The 12,237-nt window shown below is 59.2% G+C and carries 12 protein-coding genes; all 12 read left to right on the forward strand.

The annotated features are described in order from the left end of the window. Positions 1–40 precede the first annotated feature (40 nt). Positions 41–646 (forward strand): regulatory protein RecX, encoded by a 606-nt coding sequence (locus GWA01_RS07725; protein WP_146795893.1) that lies wholly within the window; start codon positions 41–43, stop codon positions 644–646. A gap of 34 nt (positions 647–680) precedes the next feature. After that, positions 681–1,181: a CHAP domain-containing protein gene (locus GWA01_RS07730; protein WP_229316061.1), complete on the forward strand. Its 501-nt coding sequence runs from the start codon at positions 681–683 to the stop codon at positions 1,179–1,181. A 69-nt stretch (positions 1,182–1,250) separates the two neighbouring features. Beyond that, positions 1,251–1,511, forward strand: a complete 261-nt coding sequence (tatA, locus tag GWA01_RS07735) for a twin-arginine translocase TatA/TatE family subunit (protein ID WP_146795899.1) — start codon at positions 1,251–1,253, stop codon at positions 1,509–1,511. Further along, complete coding sequence (locus GWA01_RS07740; protein WP_146795904.1) at positions 1,511–2,137, forward strand: methylthioribulose 1-phosphate dehydratase; 627 nt, start codon at positions 1,511–1,513, stop codon at positions 2,135–2,137. The genes tatA and GWA01_RS07740 overlap by 1 nt, the downstream gene beginning before the upstream one ends. 1 nt (position 2,138) lies before the next feature. Continuing rightward, positions 2,139–2,693 carry a 1,2-dihydroxy-3-keto-5-methylthiopentene dioxygenase gene (locus GWA01_RS07745; RefSeq protein WP_146795910.1) on the forward strand — a complete coding sequence of 185 codons (555 nt, stop codon included), beginning with the start codon at positions 2,139–2,141 and terminating at the stop codon, positions 2,691–2,693. A 35-nt stretch (positions 2,694–2,728) separates the two neighbouring features. Next, positions 2,729–3,409 carry an acireductone synthase gene (gene mtnC / locus GWA01_RS07750; protein ID WP_146795916.1) on the forward strand — a complete coding sequence of 227 codons (681 nt, stop codon included), beginning with the start codon at positions 2,729–2,731 and terminating at the stop codon, positions 3,407–3,409. Further along, a complete protein-coding gene (locus GWA01_RS07755) occupies positions 3,406–4,329 on the forward strand; it encodes a bifunctional riboflavin kinase/FAD synthetase (protein ID WP_146795922.1) in 924 nt (307 codons plus the stop codon). Before mtnC ends, GWA01_RS07755 begins: the two co-directional genes overlap by 4 nt. A gap of 88 nt (positions 4,330–4,417) precedes the next feature. After that, positions 4,418–7,255 (forward strand): isoleucine--tRNA ligase, encoded by a 2,838-nt coding sequence (gene ileS, locus GWA01_RS07760; protein WP_146795927.1) that lies wholly within the window; start codon positions 4,418–4,420, stop codon positions 7,253–7,255. Continuing rightward, the gene (gene lspA / locus GWA01_RS07765; RefSeq protein WP_146795933.1) at positions 7,252–7,767 is read left to right on the forward strand and encodes a signal peptidase II; all 516 of its coding nucleotides are present in this window, start codon (positions 7,252–7,254) and stop codon (positions 7,765–7,767) included. The genes ileS and lspA overlap by 4 nt, the downstream gene beginning before the upstream one ends. 57 nt (positions 7,768–7,824) lie before the next feature. Beyond that, positions 7,825–8,403, forward strand: a complete 579-nt coding sequence (locus tag GWA01_RS07770) for a DUF3035 domain-containing protein (RefSeq protein ID WP_146795938.1) — start codon at positions 7,825–7,827, stop codon at positions 8,401–8,403. 98 nt (positions 8,404–8,501) lie between these two features. Next, positions 8,502–10,355: a DNA mismatch repair endonuclease MutL gene (mutL, locus tag GWA01_RS07775; protein WP_146795944.1), complete on the forward strand. Its 1,854-nt coding sequence runs from the start codon at positions 8,502–8,504 to the stop codon at positions 10,353–10,355. A gap of 119 nt (positions 10,356–10,474) precedes the next feature. Next, complete coding sequence (gene dld, locus GWA01_RS07780) at positions 10,475–12,214, forward strand: D-lactate dehydrogenase (RefSeq protein ID WP_146795949.1); 1,740 nt, start codon at positions 10,475–10,477, stop codon at positions 12,212–12,214. Positions 12,215–12,237 lie beyond the last annotated feature (23 nt).

The raw sequence follows: 12,237 nt of genomic DNA on the forward strand, positions 1-12,237 counted from the left end.
GCCTTGCCGTAAACGCCTCGAAGCTTTCATAATCCATCATATGGAGGACATTCCAAAAGCTCCGGACGCCCGGACCCTGCGTGAAACCGCACTCGCACACCTCGCCCGCTTCGCCACAACCGAACTGGGCCTGAGGCAGGTCCTTGAACGCCGTGTACGGCGATGGGGAACACGAGCCATGCACGCTGGTATGGCTGCGGAAGAAGTCGAAGCCATATCGCAGGGGCTGAAACCCGCAATTGAAGACACGGTCCATGCGATGTCGGGTCTTGGTGCAGTCGATGATGCCGGATTCGCACGTTCCCGCGCCCTTAGCCTTACCCGCACAGGCCGCTCCCGCCGCGCAGTAGCCGCCCATCTCGCAACCAAGGGTGTGGATCAGGACACGACCCGTGCCGCTCTCGACGAATCCCTTGGTGAACGCTCGGACGAGAACGCCAGCCGTGCGGAGCTGGCAGCGGCCCTTGTTCTGGCCCGCAAGCGCCGCCTCGGACCATTCCGGCGCGACGACAGGCCTGATGAAGATCCCATGAAAGCGCTCGCAGTCTTCGCCCGGAACGGCTTTTCTCGTGATGTGGCTCAGTCTGCGCTCGACATGGACCTTGAGGAAGCGGAAGATCGCATCTTCGAGTTCAGGAGCCTGTGATCAAAGTGCGTCTCACGTGATTTCCGGAAGTTCGGTGCCTTTTTTTTCATCCGCGCTTTCCGGGCATGGCAGATTGCTCGCTCGGGGATGTTCTCTTGCCTTGCTGCTGTCGCTGACGGCTTGCGGAGGGGGGCGCGGTTTCAACGGACCGCTCCAGTGTGCACCTTATGCGCGTGAACGCACGGGCCTCGACCTTCATGGCGATGCAGCTACATGGTGGCGTCAGTCCGCAGGGCGTTATGCACGCTCCAGCACTCCACGACCGGGGGAAGTCCTCGTTTTCCGGGCAACATCCCGTATGCCGAGCGGCCATGTTTCCGTTGTTCGCAGACAGATTTCATCGCACACCATTCTTGTGGATCATGCGAACTGGGAGCCGGGGCGGATTGATGTCGGCGTGCCGGTCACGGATATTTCACCGGCTCATGACTGGACCCGGGTTCGCGTGTGGTGGGCACCGATTCATGCCATGGGGCGAAGGATCTACCCCACATATGGTTTCATTTCAGGCTATAATGCAGGACGCGCATCCTGATCGGGTGCTTGCACAAACGGCCAAGCCTTGCCACATGAAGTCGGCCTTGGCTTTTCGGAGTATCACATTATGGGCAGCATGAGCCCCATTCACTGGCTGATCCTGGCGGTCGTTCTGCTCGTCGTGTTTGGCGGCGGTGGAAAGATCAGCGGTATGATGGGAGACTTCGCGAAGGGGATAAAATCCTTCAAGAAGAACATGGCCGATGACGAAACCATGACACCGCCTTCAGAGGCAGGTCAGGTCCCGCCGGGTCACATCTCCCCGCCGAACCAGCCGTCCGGCTACAGCCAGACGACAAACAGCGACACGCACCGCTCTCAGGTCTGATGTCTGGTACGATTGCCGACCCGGCATGGGTCGAGGCCTGCCAACAGATCATGCAGGCCGGTCGCCGCATGGATGCGCGTGGCTGGGTTCCCGCAACAGCCGGGAACCTGTCGTGTCGCCTTGCCGACGGACGTATCGCCATCACCCGTTCAGGGGGGCACAAAGGCTTCCTGAGTGAAAATGGCGTGATCGAAATCGATCCGCAGGGTACCCCGCTCAATCCCGGCGACAGGGCGAGTGCGGAAACCCTTCTACACACGCAGCTTTACGCACATGATGCATCTATCGGTGCAGTGCTCCACGGCCATTCGGTAGCGGCAACCGTTCTTTCCATGGACGAAGTGTCGGATGCCATCACGCTCGCCGATTACGAAATCCTCAAGGTGTTCGAGGGGCAGAAAACCCACGAGACCAGTCTGGAGCTGCCGCTGTTCCACAACGATCAGGACATTGCTCGTCTGGCAACGGTCGTGGCTCCAGTGCTCGCGGACATGAAACTCGGCTACCTGATCCGAGGCCACGGCGTGTATGTCTGGGGGCCTGACATGCCCACGGCCCTTGCGCGCCTTGAAGGTCTCGAGTTCCTGCTTGCATGCCATCTCGCCCGTCAGCAGAAGGCACACTGACATGAGCCGTCTTACCGTTTTCCGAGATGACGCCCCTGGTGTCATCGTTTCGGACACTACCGATCCACGTGAAATTGCAGAAACCCTGCGCCCCCACAACATCCGCTTTGAGCGTTGGTCAGCCCCCGAGACGCCTCCAAAGGACGCCTCCACGGACGTCATACTTGAAGCCTATCGCCCCTATCTCGATACCCTGATGGGTGAGACCGGTGCGGGAAGTGCGGATGTCGTGCGTATCAATGCGCAGACCCCCAATCTTCCCGCCCTGCGCCAGAAGTTTCTGGCCGAACACGTGCATAGCGAAGATGAAGTACGCTTCTTTGTGCATGGCCGTGGTGCTTTCGTCATGCATATCGACGGGTATGTTTATTCGGCCCTTTGCGTGCAGGGTGACCTGATCTCCGTGCCCACTGGCATTCCGCACTGGTTTGACGCAGGCACCGAGCCTGATGTCGTTGCCCTTCGCGTCTTCACCGACACGACAGGTTGGGTTGCGGAATATACAGGAGACGCAATTGCCGAGCGCTTCCCGGCTGACGTCCCCACAGTCAGCTGACCGATCCAGCACTCTGAAAGACTGAAAAGACCGATATGATCCGTCTCGTTCTGCTTGATATCGAGGGCACGACCCTGCCGATTTCCTTCGTGCGGGACGTCATGTTTCCCTACGCGGCCAAGGCTCTGCCGGAACTCCTGACCCGACAGGACAATCCAAAAGTCGTCGAGGCCATAGCGGATATCGCGGCGACGCATCCTGGAGAGAGTCCGCTTTCGGTCTGTGAGAGCTGGATGGCAAAGGATGAGAAAGCAGCCCCGTTGAAAAGTCTTCAGGGCATTGCCTGGAAAAGCGGCTTCGACGACGGCGCCCTCAAAGCGGATCTTTATCCGGATGTGCCGCCTGCGCTCAGGTCATGGCACGATGCCGGGCTGAAGCTTGCGGTGTATTCGTCCGGCTCCGTACAGGCGCAAAAGCTGCTCTACGGTCACACGGCGCAGGGAGATCTAACGCCTCTGTTTAATGGCTTTTTCGATCTTTCCACAGGTGGCAAAAAGGATTCTCAATCCTACGCGCGGATCGCAGAATCCATGGACCTTCCACCAGCCGAAATTCTTTTCCTGTCCGATATCGGCGCCGAACTCGACGCAGCCAGCCAGGCCGGGTTGCAGGTGTGTCAGCTTGTGCGCCCGCAGGATGAGACGATTGCACATGATGGTGCCCCTCAGGCCGCCACGTTAGAAGACGTCTCCAGCCTGTTCAGCCTGCCATCATGACACTGCATACAGACTGGCGTCACATTCCCGCCAATGCCCGTGGTACTGTCGCGGCACTTGGCAATTTTGACGGCGTGCATCTCGGTCATGCGCATCTGCTCCAGACCCTGAAAACCGCACAGCCGGACCAGCCTCTTTCGGTCGTGACGTTCGATCCTCATCCCAGAGAGCTGTTCCGCCCGCAGGATCCGCCATTCCGCCTCATGCTTCCAGACGTTCGGGCAGAAGCGCTCGCGGAACATGGTGTGGAGCATGTATTTCAGATCCCGTTTGACACCGAATTCTCCCATCTCAGCGCGGAAGAGTTTGTCCGGGACGTGCTGATCGGTGCGCTGGGCGTGTCGCATGTTGCCTGTGGTGCGGATTTTGCATTCGGCCATAGGAGAGGCGGGGATATCGCCTGCCTCGAATCCATACTCAAATCTCACGGCATAGGCCTGACGATTGTCCCGCAGCTGTCAGATGTCGGCGGTCCACTTGCCTCCAGCCGTATCCGTCGCCTGCTGCAGGAGGGTTACCCCGAACGCGCTGCAGCCGAGCTTGGGCGTCCATGGGCAATTACGGGCAAAGTTGTGAAGGGCGACCAGCGCGGTCGTCTGCTCGGCTTCCCCACAGCCAACATTCCCCTGACACAGCATATCGAGCCCGCTCGTGGGGTTTACGCCGTCCGCGTTACGCTTCCAGACGGCCGCGTAATCCCGGGAGTGGCCAATATCGGCCGTCGTCCCACGATCAACGATGGACGGGAAAGCCGCCTCGAAGCTCATCTCTTCGATTTTGATGAAGACCTCTACGGTCAGACACTGAGTGTCGCTCTGGTCGCGCTGCTACGTGAAGAAAAACGCTTCTCCGGGCTGGACGAACTCAAGGGCCAGATTGCTCAGGATGCGGCTCAGGCGCGGGCTGTTCTGGCAGCCTGAACTGCTCCAGACTTGACCGCAGCGGGTCGCGCTCTCCATATGGTCGCCATTTCGCGAATGACCATAAAAGCAGCCGGGCCGTCCAATCATGTCTGATACCCCCTTCAAAGAGCAGCAGGACCGCTACCGCGACACGGTATTCCTCCCGCGCACCAGCTTCCCGATGCGCGGTGGTCTACCGAAGCGCGAGCCCGATACGCTCGCCCGCTGGGCAGCCATGGACCTGGACGGCAAGATCCGTGAATCTGGCAAAGGACGCCCGGTCTTCACGCTCCACGATGGCCCTCCATACGCCAATGGCCACGTCCACACAGGCCATGCCCTTAACAAGGTAATGAAGGACGTCATCAACCGCGCACACCGCATGTCCGGTTTCCAGGTCCGCTATCTGCCGGGTTGGGATTGCCACGGACTGCCCATCGAATGGCGGATCGAGGAACAGTATCGCAAGGCTGGCAAGGACAAGGATGCCGTGCCCCTGCTGCAGTTCCGGGCCGAGTGCCGCCAGTATGCCGGCGAGTGGGTTGAGAAGCAGGCGGCTGATTTCCGCCGGCTCGGCGTTCAGGCCGAGTGGGCGAACCGCTACGTCACCATGGATTTCTCGTCTGAAGCCCAGATCGTCGATGAAATCGGCAAGTTCCTGCTGAACGGTAGCCTCTACCGCGGTTTGCGCCCGATCATGTGGAGCCCCGTCGAAAAAACGGCTCTTGCAGAAGCGGAAATCGAATACCACGACGTCGATTCTACCACGATCCACGTCGCATTCCCGGTCATCACAGACCCGACCCCCGCCCGTGCCCTGGAAGGTGTGTCTGCCGTTATCTGGACCACGACACCGTGGACCATCCCGGCAAACCGCGCGCTTGCCTGTGGTCCGGACATCACTTACGTCGTTCTGCGCGTTGATGAAGTCACCCAGAGCAGCCTTGTGCCGCTGGGCGCCAGACTTCTGATTGCTGAAGAGCGTATTGCACCATTCTGTGCAGAGGCCAGAATTTCGGCGTATCACACGCTCTACACCCTGCCCGGTAGCGCGCTGGAAGGTGTGATCTGTGCCCACCCGCTGCGTGGACGTGGATACGAGTTTGACGTCCCCATGCTGCAAGGCGAGTTCGTCACCACGGATGCCGGTACCGGGCTCGTCCATATGGCGCCATCCCATGGTCAGGACGATTTCGTTCTCTGCCGCGCCAATGACATCGAAGTCCCCGAACTGGTGGAAGACGATGGCCGCTATGCACCGTGGGTTCCACATCTGGCCGGTGTGCATGTCTTCAAGGCTGCAGATCCTGTCTGCGACCTGCTGACAGAAGCCCGCCAGAGCGCGGAGCACGATGGCGCACCCGCTACGGGCCTGATGGTCCGTGGGTCCATCAGACATTCCTACCCGCATTCTTGGCGCTCCCGTGCGCCAGTCATTTTCCGTGCAACGCCACAATGGTTCATCGCCATGAATGGCAAGAACCACCTGCGTGAAAAATCCCTCAAGGCGCTCGACAACGTTACGTTCGTGCCTGCAGCGGCTCGCCGTCGCCTGACCTCGATGATCGAGCAGCGTCCAGACTGGTGCATTTCGCGCCAGCGTGCCTGGGGCGTGCCGATCGCAGTGTTCGTCGAGAAGCGTTCAGGCGATGTGCTCCGTGATCCAGCTGTCATGAAGCGCGTTGTCGAGACCGTACGCGAACATGGTGCAGACGCATGGTACTCCACAGATCCAGCCGTTTTCCTTGGCCCGGATCGTGATCCTGCCGATTATGATCAGGTGTTCGACATTGTGGACGTCTGGTTCGAAAGTGGCTCGACGCATCGCTTTGTGCTCGATCAGGAAGGCATGAACTTCCCTGCCGATCTCTATCTCGAAGGCTCTGACCAGCATCGTGGCTGGTTCCAGTCCTCCCTTCTGGAAAGTGTCGGCACGATGGGCGTGGCGCCCTACAAGGCACTCGTGACGAACGGCTTCGTTCTGGACGAGCAGGGCCGCAAGATGTCCAAGTCCCTTGGGAACGTCATTGCGCCTTCAGACGTCACCGAAAAGCTCGGTGCAGATATCCTGCGTCTGTGGGTACTGAATTCAGATACGAACGAAGATCTGCGTATCGGCAACGAAATCCTGAAGCAGCAGGGCGAACTCTACCGCCGTTTGCGCAACACACTACGCTGGCTGCTGGGTGCGCTCGACGGTTACACCGCTGCAGAAGCCGTGCCCTACGCCAGCATGCCCCCACTGGAGCAGTACATCCTGCACCGCCTGTCGGAACTGCATGGCCTTGTAGCCCGCGCCGTTGAAACGCATCAGTGGGTCGGCGTGTATCCGGCATTGCACGGATTCTGCACAACGGATCTCTCGGCGTTCTATTTCGACATCCGCAAGGACGCGATCTATTGCGACGACACCTCCGACCTGACGCGCCGCTCCGCCCGGACTGTTCTGGATGTCCTGCACCGTGCGCTCTGCACATGGCTCGCTCCTGTTCTGGTCTTCACGGCTGAAGAAGCATGGCAGGATCGTTTTGGAATCGAAGGCAGTGTCCATCTGGAGCAGTTCTTCGAGCCCGATGGTGAATGGCATAATGCCGAGCTTGGTGCGAAATGGGATGATATCCGTGCCTATCGTCGCCTGGTAACAACAGAACTCGAAACCGCGCGCCGCGACGGCACTATCGGCTCCTCGCTTGAGGCCAGCGTCACGCTGCCAATGTCGCAGGAAGAAGCCGAGCAGTTCGGCCTTGTGGACTGGGCGGAACTGCTCATCACGTCCCACGCAGAAATTGAGCTGTTGCCCGGTGAAACCCCTCACGGTGGGCCGCAGGTCGAGCGCGCACCCGGTGAAAAATGCGCACGTTGCTGGAAGGTTCTCCCGGAAGTGGGCGAGAACGCCGAACACACGCATCTGTGCCGACGCTGCGTCAGTGTGGTGTCCGCATGATTTCACTCTGGCAAGAGGGAATGAGCCGCACCAGTCGTATCGTCCTTGGTGTGGCGCTTCTGGTGCTCGTGCTGGTGCTTGATCAGGCCAGCAAAGACTGGATCCTGTATTACTATCACCTGCCGGACCGGGGATCGGTCCAGATCCTGCCATTCCTGAACTTTACGATGGTCTGGAACCATGCCGTTACGTTCGGGATGTTTGGTGGCCTCGGCGCCAAAGGCCCCTGGGTCTTTTGTGCCATCTCCATGGGGGCGGTTGGTCTGCTGCTATGGACGCTCACCCGCACACGGCGGACGCTTGTCGCAGCGGCCTGTGGCGCCATTGCCGGTGGCGCCATCGGCAATGTCATTGATCGCCTGCGCTATGGCGCGGTGGTGGACTTTCTTCATGCCCATGCATTCGGCTGGTCATGGTATGTTTTCAATGTTGCCGATTCCGGTATCGTCTGTGGTGTGGTGGTCTGGCTGATTGACTCCTTTCTCGCCGACCGCCAGACCCGTCAGACCTGATTCATGCCTTTCCGGAACTTGCCGGGAAGTGCCGTGGATTGTAGGACTGTTTCCATCATGATCGCGTCCCAGGGGCCCTCCATGCGTTGTGTTCGTTCTTCCGCTACCCGCCTCAGCCTGCACATGGGTGCGCTTGCCTCCGTTGGCCTGATGCTGTCTGGCTGTTCAGGCAATGACGTGGCCCGTGCATTCGGCATGGAGCGCGCCATGCCCGACGAATATACCGTCACGACGCGTGCTCCGCTGTCCATGCCGCCTTCAGAGCAGCTCGGTCTTCCGGGGGCGAGCGACGCCCATCGTCCAGACGAGAGCCCGCGTATGCAGGCGCTGGAAACCCTTTCGCCAGACACTGCCCTTCATCCGGTGGAGGGTACGGCCAGCTCGGGACAGAGCGCGCTCGTAGAACAGGCCGACACAGCATCCAAGGCGCCAAACAATGCCGAACTTGGCAGTGAAGGCGCGGGCTTCGTAGACAATCTGATGTTCTGGAACGGTGGCCGGGCAGGCTCCGTGGTGGACGGTACTGCCGAAAATCGACGCATCCGCGAAAATTCTGCACTAGGCCGCAATACAGCATCCGGTGCCACGCCGACGGCCAAGGGCAAGTCATCCGGTGGTTTCCTCGGTATTTTCTGATCTGATTTTGGCTCTCCCCGCCAGCAGGCGGATCGCACAGACAGACCGGGCGAGGGGACCATGTCGTCTCCCGCCCGTTGCGATCATGAGGCAGCCTGTTGTCTGAATTTTCCATCCGCCCAACAATCCGCAGACTATCAGGTCACGTCATAGATCTGATCGCCGCCGGTGAAGTGATCGAGCGTCCCGCAGCAGCTCTCAAGGAGCTTGTCGAGAACGCTATCGATGCAGGTGCAACACGGATCTCCGTTGCACTGCGTGGCGGCGGCACGGACCGGATCGATGTGACAGACAACGGGTGCGGCATGACGCCCGCCGAACTTGAACTCGCAGTCGAACGTCACTGCACATCCAAACTTCAGGATGAGCGACTGGTTCAGATCCGCACGCTTGGTTTTCGAGGAGAAGCGCTGCCATCCATCGGTGCCAGTGCCCGTCTCGCCATTACATCGCGCACGTCGGACGCCGATACTGCCTGGATGTTACGTGTGGAAGGTGGCGCCATCACGCCTCCACAACCCGCTTCTGGCCCGATTGGCACGCGCATTGTCGTCACCGATCTCTTTTTCGCCACACCCGCCCGGCGAAAATTTCTTAAAAGCGCACGGGTAGAAGGTGGCCATGCAGAATCGGTGATGCGCAGGCTGGCCCTGTGCGCGCCACATTGTGCCATGCGCGTGACGCTGGATGACAAAACCCTTTTTGACCTTCCCGCTCAAAGCCCGATTGCCCGTGCAGCCTCTATTCTGGATGTCACACCAGACACCCTGATCCCGCTCGACGAGCAGCGCGGTGCTGTGCGTCTCTCCGGTTTCGCATGTGGGCCGGCCCGCACACGGGCCACAGGCTCCGGTCAGTTTATTCTGGTTAATAATCGTCCCGTCACTGATCCCGTATTACGAACGGCTATTCGTGTCGCATATCGCCCTGTGATTGAGCGGGGGCGCTTTCCGGTTATGGCCCTGCATCTTAACGTCCCGCTTGAACGGTTGGATGTGAATGTGCACCCCGCCAAAACGGAACTACGTTTTGCTGACGAAAACGATATCAAATCTCTGGTTATCGGTGGCCTTGGCCGCGCTCTGGGGCATGGCTCCAGCGGCGGTGGAGGCATCTATGCCAGCTTTGCTGCGCGCACCTCACGTCCTTCCATAGCGTATCCCTCACGCTCGGACACTGCGCTCTCAACAGCACCTATCCCGGAGGTACGACCGGAAAAGCCCGCCCAATTCGTCCTACCAGAGGCTGTGCCTTCCTCTGCGGACGGTGTTCGACCGGGTTTTGCTGAAACGGACACCGTCTTTGCGCCTGCCGCGCGTGCCCCGCTTGAGCCAGAAGCTCTTGATCCCGCTTTTCCGCTGGGAGCCTCGGTTGCACAGGTATTTGACACATATATTCTGGCCGTGGCGCCAGATGGTGATTTGATCCTTGTGGATCAGCACGCGGCTCACGAACGCCTGATGCACGAACGTCTGCGGGATCAGTTCGCAACCGGGACGCTTCGTGCACAGGCGCTGCTCCTTCCAGAAGTTGTCGACCTGCCTGCACGAGAGGCCGAGGCTCTTCTGCTGCGCTCGGATGAACTTTCGAAACTTGGCATCGACCTTGAGTCATTCGGTGCGGGAAGCGTGCTGCTGCGTTCTGTTCCGGCATTGCTTGGAACAAAGGATGTTCAGTCACTTCTGAAAGACGTCGCAGACGAATTGGTCAACGATCCAGCGCTCACGGCAGATGAGACAGATAGCCTTTCCAATCGCTTTGATGCTGTGATCGCACGGATGGCGTGTCATGGAAGTATCCGGGCGGGGCGTCGGCTCAAGCCCGAGGAAATGGACGCGCTTCTGCGCGATATGGAGCGCACTCCACGCGCCAATACATGCTCTCATGGGCGCCCGACTTGGCTGCGTCTGACAAGAAACGAAATCGAACGCCTTTTTGGGCGTGTCAAATAGTTTCCAACCACCAGGGCATATCCGCCCTGCTCATGCTGCACGACGTGATGGGTGTATCTCCGCGCCTGTGTGCTAGAAATTGTGCAAACATTGCACCGCACCAGAGAGAAGAGCCGTCCATGACAGCATCCACAAACACAACGTCACGGACGGCTGGCAGTACGGACAACGCTTTCATTCACAGGCTGCAGCAGGCCGTAGGCCGCAAATACGTCCTGACCAAGGCCAGCGCCACCTACAGGTTCCGCCGAGGATATCGCTTTGGAATGGGAGACGTTCTGGCGGTCGTAAGGCCAGGCAGTCTGATCGAACTGTGGCGCGTGGCACAGGCCTGCGTGGATGCGGGCAAGATCGTCATTATGCAGGCCGCCAATACCGGCCTGACCGGCGGGTCTACGCCAGACGGCAATGATTATGACCGTGAAATCGTGCTCATCAGCACGCAGCGCATGGCAACGGTGCATCTGATCGGAGAAGGCAAGCAAGTCGTCTGTCTTCCGGGCGCCACGCTCCATGAACTCGAAGAGCGACTGGGCAAGATCGGGCGTGAACCGCATTCGGTCATCGGCTCGTCCTGTATCGGAGCCTCAGTCCTTGGAGGAGTCAGCAACAATTCAGGTGGTGCCCTTGTCCAGCGCGGCCCTGCCTTCACCGAAATGGCCTTGTTCGGTCAGGTAGGGCCAGACGGTCAGCTAAGACTGGTTAATCACCTCGGTATCCATTTCACAGGAACTCCCGAGGAAATCCTCGCAGATGTTGAAGCAGGCCGTATTCCAGAGGCCGCAATCGACTGGCACGCTGGTCGCGGTCACGATGACGGCTATGCAACCCACGTCCGTGATGTGGACGCCGCCACGCCCGCCCGCTTCAACGCTGATCCTCATCGCTGGCATGAAGCGGCTGGCTGCGCGGGAAAGCTTGTGGTTTTCGCCGTGCGTCTGGACACTTTCCCCGCCAACAAAAATCCGTCCGTTTTCTACATTGGGACGAACGATACATATGAACTCGAAGACCTACGCCGCCATATCCTGACGCGCTTTGATGAACTGCCAATCGCTGGTGAATACATTCATCGCGATGCATTCAATATCGCAGAGACATACGGCAAAGACACCTTCGCAATTATCCGCATGATGGGCACACGCTTCCTTCCGATGTTCTTCGGCTGGAAATCACGCATCGACATTACAATGCAGCGTCTGCCGCTCCTGCCATCCAATCTGAGTGACGTCCTTCTTCAGTTCATCAGTCGCTTTCTGCCAAAGCAGCTTCCGAACCGGATGTGCGATTATCGTGACCGCTTCGAACACCATCTCATGATGAAAGTCTCAGCCGAAATGGCCGCGCCTGTGCGTGAATGGCTCGAAGTATTTTTTGCGAAATCTGGTGGAGACTGGTTCGAGTGCACACCAGACGAAGGGAAGCGCGCCTTTCTTCACCGCTTTGCGGCGGCAGGGGCTGCGATCCGGTATCGTGCGGTGCATCCGCAGGAAGCCCAGGATATCGTCGCGCTTGATGTTGCCCTGCGCCGCAATGATCGGGAGTGGTTTGAAACGCTACCGCCCGAAATTGAAGAGAAGATTATCGTCAAACTCTATTACGGACACTTCTTCTGCCACGTAATGCATCAGGATTACGTGGTTCGCAAAGGCCATGACGCCATGGCGGTCGAACATAGCATGCTCCCCGGTCTGGACGCCCGAGGTGCACGCTACCCGGCCGAACATAATGTCGGTCACCTCTACGACGCCCCTGAGGAGATGCTGGCGCATTACCGCAGCCTGGACCCTTGCAACTGCTTCAATCCCGGCATCGGCAAGGCAACCAAAAAACGCAACTGGGTCGCCGAAAGCGTCTGATGACCACCCGTTTTGCTGCGCTG

Origin of the sequence: Gluconobacter wancherniae NBRC 103581, from assembly GCF_007988885.1 — a bacterium.
In the GTDB taxonomy this organism is placed as follows: Bacteria; Pseudomonadota; Alphaproteobacteria; order Acetobacterales; family Acetobacteraceae; genus Gluconobacter; species Gluconobacter wancherniae.

Excerpts from the sequence above, each read along its gene's own strand:
- GWA01_RS07755 (WP_146795922.1), top strand. The coding sequence starts at position 3,406 with ATGACACTGCATACAGACTGGCGTCACATTCCCGCCAATGCCCGTGGT.
- lspA (WP_146795933.1), top strand. The coding sequence starts at position 7,252 with ATGATTTCACTCTGGCAAGAGGGAATGAGCCGCACCAGTCGTATCGTC.
- mtnC (WP_146795916.1), top strand. The coding sequence starts at position 2,729 with ATGATCCGTCTCGTTCTGCTTGATATCGAGGGCACGACCCTGCCGATT.
- GWA01_RS07770 (WP_146795938.1), top strand. The coding sequence starts at position 7,825 with ATGATCGCGTCCCAGGGGCCCTCCATGCGTTGTGTTCGTTCTTCCGCT.
- tatA (WP_146795899.1), top strand. The coding sequence starts at position 1,251 with ATGGGCAGCATGAGCCCCATTCACTGGCTGATCCTGGCGGTCGTTCTG.
- GWA01_RS07740 (WP_146795904.1), top strand. The coding sequence starts at position 1,511 with ATGTCTGGTACGATTGCCGACCCGGCATGGGTCGAGGCCTGCCAACAG.
- GWA01_RS07725 (WP_146795893.1), top strand. The coding sequence starts at position 41 with ATGGAGGACATTCCAAAAGCTCCGGACGCCCGGACCCTGCGTGAAACC.
- GWA01_RS07745 (WP_146795910.1), top strand. The coding sequence starts at position 2,139 with ATGAGCCGTCTTACCGTTTTCCGAGATGACGCCCCTGGTGTCATCGTT.
- ileS (WP_146795927.1), top strand. The coding sequence starts at position 4,418 with ATGTCTGATACCCCCTTCAAAGAGCAGCAGGACCGCTACCGCGACACG.
- dld (WP_146795949.1), top strand. The coding sequence starts at position 10,475 with ATGACAGCATCCACAAACACAACGTCACGGACGGCTGGCAGTACGGAC.